18 protein-coding genes are annotated in these 18,072 nt (G+C 72.6%); 9 read left to right on the top strand and 9 right to left on the bottom strand.

Going from position 1 to position 18,072, the window contains the following annotated elements; translation table 11 throughout:
- On the top strand, window positions 1-480 hold a 480-nt coding region (locus tag BMX74_RS30510), incomplete at its 5' end, for an acyl-CoA dehydrogenase family protein (RefSeq protein ID WP_256257351.1).
- Between the two features lie 16 nt (window positions 481-496).
- Here the strand turns inward: BMX74_RS30510 and BMX74_RS30505 are convergent.
- On the bottom strand, window positions 497-1,516 hold the full coding sequence (locus BMX74_RS30505; protein ID WP_091104091.1) for a hypothetical protein: 1,020 nt from the start codon (window positions 1,514-1,516) through the stop codon (window positions 497-499).
- Between the two features lie 226 nt (window positions 1,517-1,742).
- On the opposite strand from BMX74_RS30505, the gene BMX74_RS30500 reads away from it, so the two are divergent.
- On the top strand, window positions 1,743-2,609 hold the full coding sequence (locus BMX74_RS30500; protein ID WP_091104089.1) for a hypothetical protein: 867 nt from the start codon (window positions 1,743-1,745) through the stop codon (window positions 2,607-2,609).
- Window positions 2,610-2,626: 17 nt separating this feature from the next.
- Here the strand turns inward: BMX74_RS30500 and BMX74_RS30495 are convergent, their stop codons facing one another.
- The 4 genes from BMX74_RS30495 to BMX74_RS30480 all read right to left on the bottom strand — a co-directional run bounded on the left by BMX74_RS30495 (window position 2,627) and on the right by BMX74_RS30480 (window position 6,337).
- Window positions 2,627-3,358 (bottom strand): DUF4097 family beta strand repeat-containing protein, encoded by a 732-nt coding sequence (locus BMX74_RS30495; protein WP_143078812.1) that lies wholly within the window; start codon window positions 3,356-3,358, stop codon window positions 2,627-2,629.
- A gap of 137 nt (window positions 3,359-3,495) precedes the next feature.
- A complete protein-coding gene (locus tag BMX74_RS30490) occupies window positions 3,496-4,335 on the bottom strand; it encodes an LLM class flavin-dependent oxidoreductase (protein WP_236715006.1) in 840 nt (279 codons plus the stop codon).
- Between the two features lie 183 nt (window positions 4,336-4,518).
- Window positions 4,519-4,866, bottom strand: coding sequence for an STAS domain-containing protein (locus BMX74_RS30485; RefSeq protein ID WP_091104086.1), 348 nt, complete (start codon window positions 4,864-4,866; stop codon window positions 4,519-4,521).
- A gap of 28 nt (window positions 4,867-4,894) precedes the next feature.
- Window positions 4,895-6,337, bottom strand: a complete 1,443-nt coding sequence (locus BMX74_RS30480) for an LCP family protein (protein ID WP_091104085.1) — start codon at window positions 6,335-6,337, stop codon at window positions 4,895-4,897.
- Between the two features lie 81 nt (window positions 6,338-6,418).
- Here BMX74_RS30480 and BMX74_RS30475 point away from each other — a divergent pair, with 81 nt between their 5' ends.
- The gene (locus tag BMX74_RS30475) at window positions 6,419-7,435 is read left to right on the top strand and encodes a glycosyltransferase family 2 protein (protein WP_055506622.1); all 1,017 of its coding nucleotides are present in this window, start codon (window positions 6,419-6,421) and stop codon (window positions 7,433-7,435) included.
- On the opposite strand, the gene BMX74_RS30470 is transcribed toward BMX74_RS30475, so the two are convergent.
- Both BMX74_RS30470 and BMX74_RS30465 read right to left on the bottom strand, forming a co-directional pair.
- Window positions 7,398-9,131, bottom strand: a complete 1,734-nt coding sequence (locus tag BMX74_RS30470) for a CDP-glycerol glycerophosphotransferase family protein (RefSeq protein ID WP_236715007.1) — start codon at window positions 9,129-9,131, stop codon at window positions 7,398-7,400. The two genes, BMX74_RS30475 and BMX74_RS30470, sit on opposite strands and share 38 nt — an antisense overlap.
- A gap of 299 nt (window positions 9,132-9,430) precedes the next feature.
- Window positions 9,431-10,177 (bottom strand): IspD/TarI family cytidylyltransferase, encoded by a 747-nt coding sequence (locus BMX74_RS30465; protein WP_055506624.1) that lies wholly within the window; start codon window positions 10,175-10,177, stop codon window positions 9,431-9,433.
- Window positions 10,178-10,290: 113 nt separating this feature from the next.
- On the opposite strand from BMX74_RS30465, the gene BMX74_RS30460 reads away from it, so the two are divergent.
- The 6 genes from BMX74_RS30460 to BMX74_RS30435 all read left to right on the top strand — a co-directional run bounded on the left by BMX74_RS30460 (window position 10,291) and on the right by BMX74_RS30435 (window position 16,057).
- Window positions 10,291-11,712: a CDP-alcohol phosphatidyltransferase family protein gene (locus BMX74_RS30460; protein ID WP_091104083.1), complete on the top strand. Its 1,422-nt coding sequence runs from the start codon at window positions 10,291-10,293 to the stop codon at window positions 11,710-11,712.
- Window positions 11,709-12,332: a DUF5941 domain-containing protein gene (locus BMX74_RS30455; RefSeq protein WP_055506626.1), complete on the top strand. Its 624-nt coding sequence runs from the start codon at window positions 11,709-11,711 to the stop codon at window positions 12,330-12,332. Before BMX74_RS30460 ends, BMX74_RS30455 begins: the two co-directional genes overlap by 4 nt.
- 104 nt (window positions 12,333-12,436) lie before the next feature.
- The gene (locus BMX74_RS30450; RefSeq protein ID WP_091104081.1) at window positions 12,437-13,171 is read left to right on the top strand and encodes a phosphocholine cytidylyltransferase family protein; all 735 of its coding nucleotides are present in this window, start codon (window positions 12,437-12,439) and stop codon (window positions 13,169-13,171) included.
- A gap of 28 nt (window positions 13,172-13,199) precedes the next feature.
- Window positions 13,200-14,240, top strand: a complete 1,041-nt coding sequence (locus tag BMX74_RS30445) for an iron-containing alcohol dehydrogenase family protein (protein WP_055507434.1) — start codon at window positions 13,200-13,202, stop codon at window positions 14,238-14,240.
- Complete coding sequence (locus tag BMX74_RS30440; protein WP_091104079.1) at window positions 14,218-14,985, top strand: CDP-alcohol phosphatidyltransferase family protein; 768 nt, start codon at window positions 14,218-14,220, stop codon at window positions 14,983-14,985. Before BMX74_RS30445 ends, BMX74_RS30440 begins: the two co-directional genes overlap by 23 nt.
- Before the next feature lie 187 nt (window positions 14,986-15,172).
- On the top strand, window positions 15,173-16,057 hold the full coding sequence (locus tag BMX74_RS30435; protein ID WP_055506629.1) for a glycosyltransferase family 2 protein: 885 nt from the start codon (window positions 15,173-15,175) through the stop codon (window positions 16,055-16,057).
- A gap of 66 nt (window positions 16,058-16,123) precedes the next feature.
- Here the strand turns inward: BMX74_RS30435 and BMX74_RS30430 are convergent, their stop codons facing one another.
- Window positions 16,124-16,837 (bottom strand): acetoacetate decarboxylase family protein, encoded by a 714-nt coding sequence (locus BMX74_RS30430; protein ID WP_091104077.1) that lies wholly within the window; start codon window positions 16,835-16,837, stop codon window positions 16,124-16,126.
- Between the two features lie 253 nt (window positions 16,838-17,090).
- On the bottom strand, window positions 17,091-18,002 hold the full coding sequence (locus tag BMX74_RS30425; protein WP_256257349.1) for a glycosyltransferase: 912 nt from the start codon (window positions 18,000-18,002) through the stop codon (window positions 17,091-17,093).
- Window positions 18,003-18,072 lie beyond the last annotated feature (70 nt).

Genomic DNA, 18,072 nt, shown 5'->3' with positions numbered 1-18,072 from the left:
GAGCCGGGTACGGGTTTCAGGACGGCGCTGGCCACGCTGGACCACACGCGGATCACGATCGCGGCGCAGGCGCTGGGCATCGCGCAGGGCGCGCTCGACTACGCGGTGGGGTATGTGAAGGAGCGCAGGCAGTTCGGCAAGCCGGTGGCCGACTTCCAGGGCGTCCAGTTCATGATCGCTGACATGGCGATGAAGCTGGAGGCGGCCCGCCAGCTGACCTACCACGCGGCGGCCAAGTCGGAGCTCGCGATGAACGGTCAGCCGCAGAAGGACCTGACCTTCCTGTCGAGCGCGGCCAAGTGCGCCGCGTCCGACGCGGCCATGGAGATCACCACCGACGCGGTGCAGCTCCTCGGCGGCTACGGCTACACCCAGGACTTCCCGGTGGAGCGCATGATGCGCGACGCCAAGATCACCCAGATCTACGAGGGCACCAACCAGATCCAGCGCATGGTGATGGCCAGACAGCTCCTCAAGTAGGCGACCACCAGGATCATCACGCGGGCGGCCGCGTCCTCGCGGCCGTGGCGGCCGCGGCGACGAGCGCGGCCGCCGCGATCAGGTGCCACTGGACGTACGGCATCGCCATCGCGAGCAGGTCGCCGCTGCCGTGGACGAGCATCAGGGCGACCGTCACCACGGCGGCGAGGACGAGGAGCGCGCCGGTGGCCAGCGCCAGGCCGAGCCGGGCCCGATCCGTCAGGGCCGCGCCCGCCACCGCGGCCAGGGCGACGAGCACGACCAGCACGCCGTCCACCTCGGCCTTGCACGACCACCCCCAGGGCTCCCGCCACAGCACCTCGGTGGGCGTGGTGGAGGCGACCCAGCCGAAGGCGGTGGCGTCCTGGAGCGAGAGCCGGGCGGGCGTCCACGCGCACGCCGCCATGGCCGCCGCCCAGAGGACGGCGGTTCCCGGACGTGACCCCGCCACAGGCGAGCGCGCGGCCAGGAGCAGCGCGACGACGGCCACGGCGTAGCACGCCACCGCCGGCCAGGGCTCGGAGACGGGCAGGAACCGGCCGGTCACCGGGCTGCGGGTGACGGGCGGGAGGGCGACCGAGAGCAGCCTGAGCACGAGCACCACGGAAACCGCCGCCACACCGAGCACGGTGCGGGAAGCTGTGCCCGATGGCAGGCCCCGTGGCATGCCAGGCGACGTGTGCGGCCTCGCGTCGGCCCTGGTGTCGGCCCTGGTGTCGGCCGTCGTGTCGGGCGACGTGCACGGCGTCGTGCCGGGCGGCGTGCGAGAGGGCGTGGTGCGGCGGGGCGTCGTCAGCAGGAGGACGGACAGGAACACGGGCAGCAGGAGTTCGGCCCACGACAGCAGCCGCCCCCACGGGGTGACGGTCGCGAGGACGGGGCCCGACCCGGTGACCCCGTGGCACACCCCGACGGTCAGCTCCGCCAGAGTGATCCCGGAGGTCTTCAGCAGGACCGGCCCGGACGCCGCCAGCACCGCCCCCACGCGCAGCGCGCCGCCGGGGAGGCGGGTCGCCCCCTGCGGTGCCCACACCATCGGCCCTCCGTTCCCGGCCTCGCGCGAAGACGACTCGGGTCCTGCCTCGCGCGCCGGTCACCTCGGTCCCGGCCTCGTGGCGATCAACGGGGGACGACGGTAGCGGACCCAGGTTGAGATCCCGCAACGCCTCTGCCGCCATACCGTCCTGACCCGACTCGGAGGTGGCTTTCAGGGTCGGCTGTTAGGGTCTTTCCTCGTTCTGGAAGGCGATCAGGGGAGGATCATGCGGGCCACGAAGAAGGCAGGGGCCGTCGTCGCTGTGCTGGCGGGGGCCGTCGTCCCCGTGCTCGCTCCGGTGGCCGACGCCCAGGTGAGCGCGGTGGCCGACGTCCAGGTGAGCGCGGTGGCCGACGCCCGGGTGGGCGCGTTCGTCGCCTACCACGGGGTCACGGGGGCCCAGCAGACGGCGAAGTTCGAGCAGTTGCGCGCCCAGGGGTACCGGCCGATCACGGTCAACGTCTCCGACGGCGAGCGGTACGCCGCCGTCTGGGTCAAGGGCGGCTCGTCCTCGGCCTGGCTCATGTACCAGGGCATGTCGGCGAGCGGCTACCAGAAGCGGTTCGACGCGGCGGTGAGGGACGGCTTCCAGCCGGTGTCGGTGTCCGCGACCGGTGCGGGCGGCTCGGCGGTGTTCGCGGCGGTCTTCGAGAAGAAGGGCGGGGCGTTCCTCGCCAGGTCGGGGCTCACGCCCGCGCAGTTCGCCGCCGCCAACCGCGACGCCGCCGGCCGCGGCCTCGCGCTCACCTCGGTCGACGTGTACGGCGCCGCCGGAGACCTCCGTTACGCCGCCGTCTGGGCGGCGAACCCGGGCGGGACCTGGTACTACACCTACGGGAAGACCGCCGCGCAGCACCAGGCCGAGTTCCAGTCGAGGGTCAAGGCCGGCTACCGGCCCGTGCGGATCGCGGTGGGCCCCGACGGGACGTACACCGCGGTCTGGCGCAAGGACGGGCTGAAGTCCTGGGCCCACTACGTCGGCATGTCGAGCTCGGGCTACCAGCGGCGGTTCGACGCGCTCAACGCGAAGGGCCTCTACCCCGTGCAGGTGAACGCGGAGAACGGCGTGTACGCCGCCATCTGGGTGAAATGACCTGCTAGGTCGTCCGCCTAGCGGGCGAGGACGCGGACGTCGCCCGACTCGCTGCGGGCGACGACGTCGCGCGGGCTGTCCGTGCTGGTCAGGTCGGAGTGCTCGCTGCCGTAGACGCTCTTCGCCGTGACCTTGTAGTCGTCGCGGGGGAGCGTGGTGGTGACCCGGCCGTGGCGGGAACGCAGGTCCACCTTCTGCGGCGGCGCGGTGAACGTCAGGGTGATCATGCCCGTCCTGGTGCGGGCGACGACGTCCGCCGACTTCAGCCCGCTGCCGTTGATGGACTGGTCGTCGGCCTTCAGGCGCAGCGCGCCCGAGCTGCCGGAGACCTGGATCCTGCCGTGCGTCGAGACGTCGGCGTCCTGGGTGAGGTCGTTCAGTATCACGCCGTCCTGTGCGTCGATCGACAGCCGAGCAGACGGGGGCACCCTGACGTGGTAGCGGGCGCCGCAGTCGCCGAACACGAGGGTGCAGTGGGCGCTCAGCCGCAGGGTGCCGTCGCGCAGCGACCAGGTGGCCTCGCCGTCCTCGGCGGCCTTGCCGCGCACCCACCGCTCGACCTCGACCTTCCCGGACGTGCCGGGGAGGACCCGCAGCCCGCCCAGCGACGTGCTGATCCTCAGTTCGGCCCCGGTGAACGGGAAGGACCGCGCCGCGTGCACCTCTTCGGCTTCGAACGTCGTGCCGCACCCGCCGGTCGTCAGCACCGCCGCGCCGGCCAAGGCCGCTCCTGCCACGATTCGCCTCATGGAAACGATCGTGGCTGGGGGCGGCCGCGCGGCCATCGGCCATCCGGTCGACGCGTACTCGGCCATTCGGTCGGTCCGCGGTGTTTCGTACCGTACGGGACGCCCGGAATGCCGGGAGTACGGGCCTCAGACGGGCGTCAGAGGGCGGACAGGAGGGCGGTGACGTGGGAGAGCGGGTCGGGGCCCAGCGGGCGCACCGCGACCGTGTGAGCGCCCGCGGCCCACAGCCCCTTCACCCGTGCCGCGGCCTCCTCGGCCGTGCCCGACGCCATCGTGACCTCCTCGGGCGGCACGCCCAGGAAGCGCGCCTGCTCCTCCGCCGCCTCGCGGGTCGCCTCAGCGGCGTCGGCCCCCACGTACAGGTATGTGAAGACGGTCACCTCGTGGTCGCCGGTCGCGCCGATCTGCTCGATCACGGCGGGAAGCTGCGGCGGTCCGTAGCCCTCGGGGACGATCGTGCCCTGCGCCACCCGCCCCGACAGCGCGAGCGAGCGCGGCCCCACCACGCCCGTCAGCACGGTCGGGGGCTCGGCGGGCGGATGCACCAGGCGGACGCCGTCCAGGTGGACGGCCTTGCCGTGCAGGGTGACGGTCTCGCCGCGCAGCAGCGCCCGCACGGCCGTGACGGTCTCCTCCAGCAGCGCCAGCGGCGACGACGGGGCGGCGCCGACCTGGCGCATCCAGTCGCGCACGCCGTGGCCGATGCCGGCGGCCAGGCGGCCGGGGTGGACGCGGGCCAGGTTGGCCAGCTCCATGGCGAGCAGCATCGGGTTGCGCAGCGGCGCCGGGGTGATGCCGATGCCGACCCGCAGCCTGGACGTCACCGCGAGCGCCGTCGCGGCGGAGGAGATGGCGCCGGTCCAGCCCAGGTCCTCCACCACCCACAGGTCGTCGACGCTCGTCGCGTCGAGCGCCCGGGCGAACGGGATCAGCTGCTCGGGCGGCAGGTCCCTGTCGAACATCACGCCCAGTCTCACGAAACCCTCCAGTAGTCCGCGGCGCGTCGGCCGGCTCCGAGTATCCAGCACCAGGCGCCCGGACGGTGAGGGGGGAGAGGGCGAACCGGAGAGAGCGTCTGGTTCAGGTCGCAGGAAGGGCCCGCCGAAACGACGCGCCGCCCGGACCCGGGCGGGTCCGAGAGGGGGAGGGGCGGGGTGGGGTCAGGCGGCTTCCAGGGTTTCGCGGGCTTCGTCGAGGGAGCCGCGGGTGGTGAAGTGCCGGTCGAGGTTGGTGATGGTGAGCAGGTGCCTGATCATGCCGTCGGCCAGGACGAGCACCATCCGGCCGCGTACCTGCCGCACCCGGTTGAGTGTGGCGACGAGCAGGCCGAGCCCGACGGAGTCGCAGAAGGGGACCTCGGTCAGGTCGAGCACGAGCAGGGGAGGGGCGGAGGCCGGCGCGAGCGCCTGGTCGATCTCCGCGCGTAACCTGGGTGCGCCCGAGACGTCGAGGTCGCCGACGGCGCGCAGCACGATGCAGGGATCCTCCCGCCACGTTCTGACCACCATTTCGAAGTCCTGCCCGCTGGGCGGCCGGTTATCCCTGGCTCTGGCAGATGTTCTGCTTGGCGGTCCTGGTGGTGGGGGTGACGCCGGGCTTGGCGGTGGCCGGCGCCGTGGGCCTCGCCTTCTGGATCTTCGGCTGGTCGGCGCCGACGATGACCTGGACGCCCTTGACGTCGGCCTCCCGCAGCTCGGCCCCGGGGATCACGGCGGCCACGGCGCGGGCGGCGGCCTCCTGACCGGCCGGGTACCTGACCAGCGTCGTCTTGTAGTCCTTCTTGTCGGTGTTGCCGGGCTCGTCCGGCGCCTTGAAGCCGTGCTCGACCAGCCCTGCCTTCGTCCGCGCGCCCAGCCCGGTGACGAGCGTGCCGTTCATCACCTTCACGGTGACGCTCTCGGGCCGCACCGCCTGCGGCGTCGGCTTCTTCGAGGGGGTGGGCGTCGGGCTGGGCTTGGCGAGGTCCTGGTCGGCGTCGATGCGGCGGAACATCTCGCGGGCCGCCTGCTTGTCCCACAGCACGGCCGACTCGCCGGTGGGCGCCTTGAAGTCGACGTTGGACAGCGGCACGCTCGCGAACTCGACGTCGTCGAGCGAGACGTCCCTGAGCTGGCCGGCCAGCCCGATGAGGCCGTCGTCGGGATCGACCTTGACGGTGCTCAGCGTGGAGTTGACGAACGACGCCAGCTTGGCCGGGTTGGCCAGCGTGTCGGCGCTCAGCGCCCGGTTGAGCAGGGCGGAGATGACCTGCTGCTGGCGGTCGATGCGGTCGAGGTCGGAGCGGGCGGTGGCGCGGGTGCGGGCGTAGCCGAGCGCCTGGACGCCCTGGAGCTGGTGGGTGCCGGCGGCGAGCGTGAGCCCGGCCTTCGGGTCGTCGATCGGCACGGGGGTGCAGACGGTGACGCCGCCCAGCGAGTTGACGACGTCGATGAAGCCGAGGACGTTCACCTCGATGTAGCGGTTGATCCTCAGCCCGGTGGCCGCCTCGACGGCCTGCTTGGTGAGCTTCGGCCCGCCGAACTGGTACGCCGCGTTGATCTTGTGCTCGCCCTTGCCGGGGATCGTGGTCCAGGTGTCGCGGGGCAGGCTCACGACGGTGATCTTCTTGTGGTCCTCGGACAGGTGGATGACCATGATCGTGTCGGTGCGCTGGCCGGACTCGCGGCCCAGCTTGAGCTGGTTCTGCTGCTTCCTGGTCAGGTTGTCGCGCTTGTCGACGCCGACGAGCAGGATGTTCTCGGCGCCCCGCTCGGCCTTGGTCACGCCCGCGTCGACCGAGCCGATCGAGCGTGGCGTCGCCCACACCACACCGGTGCCGATCAGCACCCCCGTGGACAGCAGCCCGGACAGGATCAGGTTCCTGCGGCGCGCCCGCGCGCTGCGCACCGGCCGGCGCGGACGGGTGCCGGCGAGCCTGACGCCGCCGTAGGCGTCGCCGCCCACGTGCACACCAGCGTCCTCCTCGCCCGGGTCGCGCATGCCTTCTCCCTCGTGTCCCGCCTGAGGATCGGGCCTTCGATTGCCCTCCTCCCCTGCTCGTACAGTAGCGTGAGCCCCGCCATGAAGCAGTTCCCCGACTCGCCGCACGCGCCCGCGGAGACGCGCGGCTGGCCCCCCATCTCCGTCGTCATGCCGGTCCTCAACGAGGAGCGGCACCTCCGCGAGGCCGTCGACCAGGTCCTCGCCCAGAACTATCCAGGCCCGATCGAGGTGGTCCTCGCCGTCGGGCCCTCGCAGGACCGCACCCAGGAGGTCGCCGACGCCATCGCGGCGGCCGACCGCCGGGTCACGGTCGTCCCCAACCCCACAGGCCGCACCCCCAACGCGCTCAACGCGGCCATCAAGGCCTCGCGCAGCGCCATCGTCGCCCGGGTCGACGGGCACGCCATGCTGCCCTCCGACTACCTGCGCGTCGCCGTCGAGACGCTGGAGGAGACCGGCGCCGACAACGTCGGCGGCATCATGGCCGCCGAGGGCGTCACGCCGTTCGAGCAGGCCGTCGCCCGCGCCATGACGTCCAAGATCGGGGTGGGCGCCGCGGCCTTCCACGTGGGCGGCACCGCGGGCCCCGCCGACACCGTCTACCTGGGCGTCTTCCGCCGCTCCGCCCTCGACAGGGTGGGCGGCTACGACGAGCACTTCCAGCGGGCCCAGGACTGGGAGATGAACCACCGCATCCGCCAGACCGGCGGCCTGGTGTGGTTCCAGCCCAGGATGCGGGTGTCGTACCGGCCGCGGCCCAACGTGAAGGCACTCGCCAAGCAGTACTTCCACTACGGCCGCTGGAGGCGCGTGGTCGCGCGCACCCACGAGGGCACGATCAACCTGCGCTACCTGGCGCCGCCCGCCGCGGTGGTGGCCATGGCGCTCGGGCTGGTCGTCTCGCCGTTCTTCCCGCTCGGCCTGGTGATCCCCGGCGGCTACGTGCTCGCCATCGTCGCCGGCTCGGCCGTCACCGGCAGCGGCCTGCCCGCCGCCGCCAAGCTCAGGCTCCCCGTCGTGTACGCCGCCATGCACCTGTCCTGGGGCTGGGGCTTCCTCACGAGTCCGAGAAAGCTCGCTCAACCGCAGCGTTGAACCTGGTCAGGGGGTCGGGATAGTCCGGCCCCAGCAGGTAGGCCCGTAGTTTGACCCTGGCCCGGGCCAGGGTGTCCTCCCCGTCGAGGAAGGCGCCCAGCCCGGCCAGGTCGGCATCGAGCAGCACGCCGGCCTCCGTGCTGGGGTAGCGCTCGTGGAAGGCCGCCTCGGGCATCCCGGCGACGTTCGTCACCGCGTACGGCTTCTCGCTGGCCAGGAAGTCGGCGACCACGCTGGAGATGTCGGTGATCATCAGGTCGCACTGGTTGAAGCAGTCGTACAGGTGCGGCTCGCGGCCGGTGACGACCAGGTGCCTGACGCGCGTGCCGCCCGACCGGCTCGACGGGTGCCTGGCCTTGGACGTGGCCAGCTCGGCCGCCTCGATCATGGCGACGATCCTCCTGTGGGCGCGGGTGGCGCTCTTGTCGCGGTGCCCGGTCAGCGGGTGCGGCTTGTAGATGATCCGCAGCGGCGGCTCGTGGTCGAGCAGCGCCCGCACGATGCGCGGGCCCATCGTGATGAGCGACGAGTGCATCAGGTCGTCGTTCCAGCCCTCCCAGGTCGGGGCGTACAGGACGGTCCGGTACGGCAGGCCGGGCCCCCGCGTCGAGATGCCCTCAAGCTGGGGGCGGCCGACCTCGTGGATGCACTCGTCCCTGACGCCCACCCTGGCCTTGCGGTAGCGGTCGCGGCCGGCCGGCCCGGCCACCCACACCTCGTCGTACACCCGGGAGAACGGGTTGAACGACGCCTCCTTGTCGCTGTCGCCGTGGTTGAGGAACGCGCTGCGCAGCGTGGGGATGCGCAGCATGTGGACGTTCCTGCCGACGTTGGACACGTACAGGCAGAGCTTGGCGCTGTACAGCTCGTGGAAGCTCATCAGGTCGGCGGCCGACGGGATGCACAGCATCGGCAGGCTCGTCGGCTCCAGGTGCCGGGCCATGCCGCGCTCGCGCAGCACCACGACGGCGCGCCTGTCGATGCGTTCCAGCACCGGCAGCCACATCCTGGCCTGGTACGCGGCTGCCGTCGCGCCGGAGAAGTACAGGATGACCTCCGGCTCGTACGCCTTGACCTGGGCGCCCACGACCTCCATGACCCTGGCCTTGTCGGTGAGCGGCCTGGCCCTGCGCACGTACGGGACGAGCGCCACCGCGCCCGCGACCCCCAGGACGAGCGCGAGGCCCGCCCCCAGGGCCGCCGTCGCCGCGCCGAAGGCCGCTCCCAGCACCGGCAGCGCGTCGAGGTAGAGGAAGCGCGTGCCGCCCGCGTTGCCGAGGAACCTCGGCGGCATCTTGGGGATGCGCAGCGCGGACACGTCGAGGTTGCGCGTGGTCACCGGCATGCGGCTGAGCGTCGACCTGAGCCGCCCGGCCAGCCCCGCCTGCACGGCCCGCACCGCGTGCACGCCGAACACGCCGACGGCCAGCGCCACGAACCACGCGGAGTCGGGGCCGGCGGTGCGCGCCACCAGCAGCAGCGCGGCCGTCTCCCGGACCGCGAACCGCAGCGTGAGCCCGACGTGCACCTTGCCCAGCATGTCGGCGAAGCCTCTGGCGAAGCGGGGCAGCGCGTACTCGGCGGCGTACGAGGCCGTCGCGATCAGCCCGAACAGGACGGGCGCCGGCCAGAGCGCCGACAGGAGCAGCGCGGGGTAGCAGAGGACGAGGGCCGCGATCACGCTGAGTTTCCTCATGTGACGGCACCGTAACAAGGATCAGGTCAAGCGGCGTCAACGTCCGCGTCTACGGGCCGCCCGGAAAGGCCCGAGATGAGGACGTCCAGCGAGATCTGCGGGATCGTGCGCAGGGAAGGCGGCGTATGGGCGGCTTTGGCGCGATCGAGACGCGGCCGGGCTCGGCCTCCCGCGCCGCACCCGGCTCGGCCTCCCGCGCCGCACCCGGCTCGGCCTCCCGCGCCGCACCCGGCTCGGCCTCCCGCGCCGCGCCCGGCTCTGCCTCCCGCGCTCCGGGCTCCCGCGCTCCGGGCTCCGGCTCAGCCTCCCGCGCCGGGGCCCTCCGCCGACAGTCGCAACAGGAGCTCGGCCACGCGCAGGTCGTCCGGGTGGGTGACCTTGATGTTGCGCTCGCTGCCCTCCACCAGCCGGATCGGCACGTCCGGCAGGTAGCGCAGGACCACCCCGCAGTCGTCGGTGGCGGGCCGGCCGGCGAAGCCGGGGTCGGCGAGCGCCCGCTCGTACGCCTCCCGGATCACCGACAGCCTGAAGCACTGGGGCGTCTGGCTGCGCCGCAGCCACGCGCGGTCGAGCACGTCGCCGATCACCTCGCCGCCGGGGCCCGGCACGGCCACCAGGACCGTGTCGGAGCTCGGGATCGCCACGTCCACGGCCCGGCTCGTCTCCAGGGCCTTGACGCACTCGGTGATGATCCTGGGCTCCAGGAGGGGCCGTACGGCGTCGTGCAGGAGCACGTTGCACTCCTCGTCCCCCAACGCCTGGAGCGCCCGCCAGGTGCTCTCCGTGCGGCTCGCGCCGCCGTCGACGATCGCCGTCACCTTCCGGTAGCCGCCGCGCTCGACGATCTCGCGGACCCGGTCGCCGTATCCCGGCGTCATCAGCACCACGATCTCGTCGATCTCCGGCGCGGCGTCGAACACCGCGAGCGAGTGCTCGAGTATCGTCCTGCCCGCGACCTCGATGAGCTGTTTGGGGGTGTCGCGCCCGACACGCTGCCCCACGCCACCCGCGAGGAGCACGCCGACCGACCGCAGCCGTGAATCCATACCGCGAGCGTAACGGTCCTGTTCCGTGATATCGCGTTGTCCTGTCGCTACGCTGTGTTCACGCGCTCCCTCGTGTCCACGCGCTCCCTCGCAGCCGGGAGGAGACCCGCGCCTTGCCCGACGCCCAGACCCGCGAGACCACGACCACCTCGGTCGTGCTCCTCGCCACGACACCCGCCTGCCGGCTCTCCTGCTCCGACGGCACGCTGCTCGACCGACTGCACGACCAGCTCGCCACGCTCCCCGTCCGCGAGGTGCAGGTGCTCACGCCCGGAGGCGGCCTCGGCGCCGACCTGCGCGGCGTGGCCAAGATCGCCCGCATCTCGCCGGGAGCCGTGCTCGTGCTGCCCGCCGACCTCGTCGCCCACACCGAGGCGCTCGCGCTGCTCCTCGAACACCCCGCCCGCGGCACCGCCGCCCTCGTCTCGTACGACGCCGCCCCCGCCCCCATGCGGCCGCCCGTGCGCGTCGACGGCGCCAGGGTGGCCGCCGCGGGCAGCTCCTTCCACACCGTGCCCGGCTCGAACGCGACGTTCAGGGGCGTGCTCCAGGTCGGCGAGTCCGACCTGACCGTGCTCGCCGCCGTCGCGGAGGAGCTCGCCGAGCTGGCCGAGACCGGCAGGCTAGGCCCCGTCACGCCCGTCGAGGCGGTGGACCTGCTGCTGGTGGGCCTGGTGCGCTGGGGGGCGACCGTGCGCGCGGCAGCGCTCGGCCCGCTGCACGCCGACCGCGTGACCGGGCAGGCGGCCGCCGAGGCCGCCGTCGGCAGGCTCGCCGAGGTGGACGAGGCCAGGGTCAGGCTCGACACCTCGGTCAAGCAGGACGACGGCTTCTTCGCCACCTTCCTCGTCTCGCCGTGGACGCGCCACCTCATCCGCCCGGCCGTCCGGCTCAAGCTCACGCCCAACACCGTCACGGGCGTCTCGATCGGCCTGGCCGTGCTGTCCGCCGTGTGGTTCTCGGCGGGCGACCAGGCGGGGCGCCTGCTCGGGGCGGCGCTGCTCTACCTGTCGTTCGCGCTCGACTGCCTCGACGGCCAGCTCGCCCGCTACACCCGCTCGTTCACGGCGCTCGGCGCCTGGGCCGACGGCATGTCCGACCGGCTCAAGGAGTACGTCGTCTACGTGGGGCTGGCCTTCGGCTACCCGGGGGGCCCGCTGATCTGGCGGCTCGCCGTCGCCGCCATGATCCTGCAGGTGGTCAGGCACGCGATCGAGAGCTCGTACGCCGGGTGGGCCGCCGACGCGGCGCAGGCCGGCTCACCGCGGGGCAGGCCCGCCCGCTCGCTGCTCGAACCGGGCGACGCGCCGCACGCGGCGGCGGGCGTGCTGGGCGTCGCCGAACGCCTCGACGCCAGCACGATCAGCCGCTGGATCAAGAAGATGATCGTGCTGCCCATCGGCGAGCGCACGGCGCTCATCGCCGTCACCGCCGCCGTGTGGGACGCCAAGGTCACCTTCCTGGCGCTCCTCACCTGGGGCGGCGCGGCGGCCCTCTACCAGCTCGGCGGACGGATCGCGAGGTCGGCACGGTGAATTCGGTCCACATGACGCCCGTCCCCGCCAGCAGGGTCGTCACCTACCGTGACGACGGGCCGCTCTCCCGCGCGATGGGCCTGCTCGTGGCGGGGCAGCTCCCGCCGCTGCCGCCGGTGCTCGCCGGGACGTTCGTCACCGGCGTGCTGCTGCTCATCGGCGTGGCGGGCAGCGACGGGCTGGCCGTGTTCGCGCCCGCCGTCATGCTGCTCCTGGCCGGACCGGGCAGCACGCACCCGCACGACGGCAGGCTCGACTGGACGGTGCCGCCGATCCTGCGGGCCGTCGAGTACGCCTTCGTGGCCGAGTGCGGCTTCAGCCACGAGGTGCCGCCCGTGCTGATCGTCCTGCTGCTCGGCGCGATGGCCTTCCACCACTACGACCTCGTCTACCGGCTGCGCCAGCACGTCTACCCGCCGCCGTGGCTGTCGGCCGCCGGCCTCGGCTGGGACGGCAGGACGATGGCGCTGGCGCTCGCCGCGCTCGCCGGATGGATGACGGCGGCGTTCGTGCTGCTCGCGCTGTACCTGTGGGCGCTGTTCGCGTGGGAGAGCCTGACGTGCTGGCTGGCCGCGCCCCGGCCAGGGGTGGAGACGGCCGAGGCGGGAACGCAAGACTAACGGCGGATTACCCGCGGAGGGGCGAAAGGGAACTACCCTTTGGGCCTAGTGTGGGACGCGCCCAGCGCCCCGCCGCACGGATTTGCTCGATCGAGGAGTGCACGTTGCTGGGAATGGTTCTGGCCGCTGGAGCCGGACGACGCCTGAGGCCGTACACCGACACGCTGCCCAAGGCGCTCGTGCCGGTCGACGGCGAGACCACGATCATGGACATCTCGCTGCGGAACCTCGCCGCGGTCGACCTGCGGGACGTCGTCGTCGTGGTCGGCTACGCCGCCCAGGCCGTGCACGAGCGCAAGGAGGAGCTCGAACGGCGCCACGGCGTGAAGCTCACCCTCGTCCACAACGACAAGGCCGAGGAGTGGAACAACGCCTACTCGCTGTGGTGCGCCCGCGAGTACTTCTCCGAGGGCGTGCTGCTGGTCAACGGCGACACCGTCCACCCGGTCTCCGTCGAGAAGACGCTGCTGGCCGCTCCCGAGACGAGTGACGTGCTGCTCGCCGTCGACGACGTGAAGAAGCTGGCCGACGAGGAGATGAAGGTCACCCTGTCGCCCGAGGGCGCGCTGCGCCGCATCACGAAGCTCATGGACCCGGCCGAGGCGTACGGCGAGTACATCGGCGCCACCCTGATCAGGCCGGGCGCGGCCGACCGGCTGGCCGACGCGCTGCGGGCCACCTTCGAGCGCGACCCGCAGCTCTACTACGAGGACGGATACCAGGAGATGGTCGAGCGCGGCGAGCACATCCACGTCGCGCCGATCGGCGAGGTCGACTGGGTCGAGGTGGACAACCACGACGACCTGGCGAAGGCTCGCACCATAGCCGTTCGCTACTGAGGAGGCGGGCATGCCGCTTCTCGCGAGGATGCTTCCCGCCCCGCTGACCATGGCGGTCAGGCGGGGCGCCGTGGCCCAGCTCGGCGCGGTGCTGGCCGACAGCAGGGTGGCCACGTCGGGCAGGGTCGCCGTGGCCGTGGGCCCCGGCCAGGGCGACCACATCGAGGGCCTGATCGCGCCGACGCTCGACGAGGCCGAGGTGTTCAGGGTGGCCGACGGCACGGTCGACGCGGCCGTCTCGCTCGGCGCCGACCTGCGCAAGGGCGCCTACGAGGTGGTCGTCGGGGTCGGCGGAGGCAAGACGATCGACGCGACCAAGTACGCCGCCTCGCTGGCCGGCATCCCCATGGTCGCCGTCGCCACGAACCTCTCGCACGACGGCATCTGCTCGCCCACCGCCTCCCTCGTGTACGAGGGCGGCAAGGGCACCTTCGGCGTGCCGATGCCGCTGGCCATCCTCGTCGACCTCGACTTCGTCCACAGCGCGCCCCGCTCGCTGGTGCGGGCGGGCGTGGGCGACGTGGTGAGCAACCTGTCGGCCATCGACGACTGGCAGCTCAGCAACGTCGAGCGGGGCGAGCCGATCGACGGCCTGGCCTGCTCGATGGCCCGTACGGCCGCCGAGGCGCTGATCGGCCGCTCCGACTCCATCGACTCCGACGCGTTCCTGACGGTGCTGGCCGAGTCGCTGATCCTGTCGGGCATGTCGATGGTGATCGCGGGGTCGTCGCGGCCCGCGAGCGGTGGAGATCATGAGATCCTTCATGCCGTGGATCAGCTCTTCCCCGGCACGTCCAACCATGGCGAGCTCGCCGGCATCGGCGCCGCCTTCTGTTTCTTCCTGCGCGACGACACCGCGCGGGTCAGGCAGGTGACCGACTGCCTGCGCAGGCACGAGCTGCCCGTGGTGCCGTCCGACATCGGACTGAGCACCGAGCAGTTCGCCGAGGCCATCGCGCTGGCCCCGGCCACGCGTCCCGGCCGCTACACCATCCTGGAGCACCTGCGCATGCAGGAATCCGAGATCCGCGATCGGGTTGAGGACTATGTCCGGGCCTTCGGTCGCTGAGTTCCGGCGGGTGGCCCAGCCCGAGGGCCACCTGGAGCGCAGGAACGGCGAGCACTGGGCGGGCGTGCTCTACATGCGCAGGTTGTCGCTCTACGTCACCTGGATGCTGAGCAGGACCAGGGTCACGCCGAACCAGCTCACCTGGGTGATGACGCTGGCCGGCGTGGCGGCAGGCGTGGTGCTGGCGCTGCCCGGGCTGTGGGCGGCGCTGGCCGCCGCCCTGCTCGTGCAGGTCTACCTGCTGCTCGACTGCTCCGACGGCGAGCTGGCCCGCTGGACGGGCAAGACGTCGCTGGTCGGCGTCTACCTCGACCGGGTGGGCGCCTACTTCACGGAGGCGGCGGTGTTGGCGGGGCTGGGCTGGCGGGCGTCGGCGGTCCTGCCCGACTGGTACACGGTGCTGGGCTTCGCGGCGGCGCTGGGCGCGATCCTCATCAAGGCCGAGACGGACCTCGTGGACGTCGCGCGGGCCAAGGGCGGCCTGTCGTCCGCGGGTGAGGCGTCGGCGGTGCAGTTCCGGTCGGGGCTGCTGGGGCTGGGCAGGCGGGTCCTGGCGGCGACGAAGTTCCACCGCATCGTGCAGCCGATCGAGCTGTCGCTGCTGGCGCTGGCGGCGGCGGTGATCGACGCCGTCACGGGCGACCTGACGGCCTCGCGGGTGCTGGTCGTGGCCTGCGTGGTCGCCGCCGGGCTGCAGACCGTCCTGCATCTTGTCAGCATCCTCGCGTCGAGGCGGCTGGCGTGATCTCATGTCGGAACCGGGCGAGCTTCCCGTCCGTCTCATTGATCGGACGTTCGCCGTTCGGCGGGGGTTCACCATCGGTTCCGATACGCTTAGCTCCACCAATATCAGGAAATATGCAGACCAGCAGACTCGGTGATCATGAAAGAATGCTCCGCTCGTGCTCTCAACGCGTCAGGACGATGACCCGTTGAAGATCTCGTGCGTCATCCTCACCATGGGCAACCGGGTCGCGGAGCTGAACCGGGCGGTCGAGTCCGCGCTCAACCAGATCGACGGCGACGTCGAGGTGGTGATCGTGGGCAACGGGGCCGACGTGCCCGAGGTGTCGGCGACGCCACCCGAGGGCTCGGCCGCGGTCGTGAAGTCGATCCGCCTCGAACAGAACACCGGCATCCCCGCCGGCCGCAACCGCGGCGTCGAGGAGTGCTCGGGTGACGTCGTGCTCTTCCTCGACGACGACGGCTGGTACGCCAACCAGAAGGTGGTCTCGCACGTCCGCGACCGCTTCGCCACCGAGCCCGACCTCGCGGTGATCTCCTTCAGGGTCATGGACCCCGAAGGCGGCGCGGGGCAGCGCCGCCACGTCCCGCGCCTGCGCGCGGGCGACCCGCAGCGCTCCTCGCCCGTCACGACGTTCCTGGGCGGCGCCTCCGCCATCCGCCGGTCGGCGTTCCTCCAGGTGGGCGGCCTGCCCGAGAAGTTCTTCTACGCGCACGAGGAGACCGACCTCGCCTGGCGGCTGCTCGGCGAGGGCTACCGCATCGAGTACGACGCCGAGACGGTGATGTACCACCCGCAGGTGCCCCCGACCCGGCACGCCAACTTCTTCCGGCTCAACGCCCGCAACCGGGTGTGGCTGGCGCGGCGCAACCTGCCGTGGCCGCTCGCGGTGCTGTACCTGATGAACTGGATCGTGCTCACGCTGATCAGGGAGCGCGGCTCGGCCGAGTCGATCAAGGCGTGGTTCGCGGGCTTCTTCGAGGGCCTGCGCACCCCGGCGGGCGAGCGCCGCCCCATGGCGTGGCGCACCGCCTGGCGCATGGTCAAGCTGGGGCGCCCGCCGATCGTCTGACCGTGCTCGGCGCGCTGCTGAGCACGGTGCCGGCCACGCTGCCGAGCAGGGTGCCCCGGCCGGTGCTCAGATCGGGCGCGCCGCGTCGAACATCAGCTCGGCGTGCGCCACGGTCGAGCTGAACAGGGCCCGCCTGGGCAGCCCCAGCTCGCTCAGCTCCTTGGCGACCGGGTGGTTGCCCAGCCGCACCAGCGCCCCGCCCAGCCGCACCCGGGTCCCGCTCGCGCGCACCTTCCACGGCACGCGGCGGGTCACGCCGTCCCTATGCGTGTACGCGTCCATGGGGATCGTCGGCCCCGTGCCGGGCACGGGCACGCCCGGCTTGATGAGCAGGTCGAGGACCACTCTGTCGTCCTTGCGCAGGATGCACCGCTTGTACGGCGAGGTGAGCCGCAGCTCGATGTCGGCCAGCTCCTTCGGGAACCCCCACAGCGTGCGTCCCGCCTCCAGCGTGAACGACTGGTCCACCGGCAGCCAGTGCACGAACACCCCGGCGTTCCGCAGGTCGGCGAGCCCCGTGGCGCCCCGCCCGCCGGGCGGGCGCACGAGGAACGCCACGCCGACCTCGTGGTAGGCGTCGAGGTCGCCGTCGCGGTAGTCGGCGAACAGCAGCACGCACACGGCCTTGCCGGGCACGATCTCGGCCACGTCGAGCCCGGAGTAGGCGATGACGGCGCGCGCGGCGTCGGCGCGCACCGGGTAGAACGCGCTGCAGACCGTCGCGTCACGCACCCGCACCGGCGTGCCGACCGCGCGGCCCTGGATCAGATGCGATGCCATGGCTCCAGTACATCAACCCGGGCGCGAGCCCGCCATTCCTTCCCGCCCCCGGACCCGGAGGAGGGAAGGTCAGAAGGGGGAGAGGCCGCCCGAGGGGCCTGCCAGAGGGAGAGATGTCGCCCGAGGGCCTCGCGGGCCCCGGCCGGAGGGGTGAGGCCGCGCGAGAGGCCTGGCGAGGGGCCCGCAGCCGGAGGGACATCGTGGGCGCCGTCGCCGGTCCGTCCCTTGATGGCTGCGAGTGATGGCTGCGAGTTCAGACGGCCAGTGCGTGGCGAGAGGCGCCTGCCCAGGCTTCGGCGCGGGCCACGAACGCCGCCGCGTGGTCGGGCCAGTGGTGGCGCAACCTGGCCTCGGCGTGCCCGCGTGCCCCCATGTCGGCCCGCAGCCGCGGGTCCTCCTTGAGGTCGAGGACGGCGTTCACCACCGCGTCGACGTCCAGCGGCACGACCATGCCGCAGCGGGCGCCCTCGACCAGCGCCGCGCACTGCGGCGTGGAGACGACGGGCACGCCGCGTCCCATGTAGTCGAGCACCTTCGTGGGCACGCCGGGCACGGACGGGCCGGCCAGCGCGAGGCCCGCCAGCGCGCCCTCGGTCATGCGCAGCGCGTGCCTGCTGGGCACGTAGCCGAACCAGTCGAGCAGTCCCACCCGCTGGGCGTCGCGCAGCAGCGGCCGCACGTCGGGCGCCGCCGCGCCGATGAGGTCCATCCTGACGCCGTGGGGCACCAGGCGCTCGGCCACGCCGATGAGCTCGTTCACGCCGCGCTCGGTCGACAGCCGGCCGATGTGGACCACCCTGGTGTCGCCGGGGAGGGGCGGGCCGGGCGCCACCAGGGTGGCTTCGGGAACGTCCGCCGCCGTGATCACGTGGTGCCGCCTGGTGGCGCGGGCGAGGAGCCGGGGCGAGACCCGCTCGCGTACGTCCCAGACGACGGGAGGGCGGCGGTAGGGCAGGGCGCGCAGCAGGCGGTGGTCGTGCACCAGCAGGAGGTCGGCGTCCTTGGCCGCGCGTCTCAGGGCGGCCCGCGCGCGGCCGAGGCCCGCCTGGTGCGCCACGTCCACGGCGGTGATCCCCATGGCGGGGGTCACGTTGAAGTACGTGAACGGCGCGAGGTAGGTCACCTCGTGGCCCGCGTCGAGCAGCGCCCGGATCTGCCTGTGCATGATCCGGGCGTCCTCGGGATGATGGACGGTCGTGGCGACACATGCGCGCATGTGTCGATGCTCCGCGCCA

The sequence above is a fragment of the Nonomuraea pusilla genome, assembly GCF_900109355.1.
Classification (GTDB): domain Bacteria; phylum Actinomycetota; class Actinomycetes; order Streptosporangiales; family Streptosporangiaceae; genus Nonomuraea; species Nonomuraea pusilla.
The sequence above is the reverse complement of the archived record's forward strand: the minus strand, read 5'-3'. Positions and strand labels throughout refer to the sequence as shown.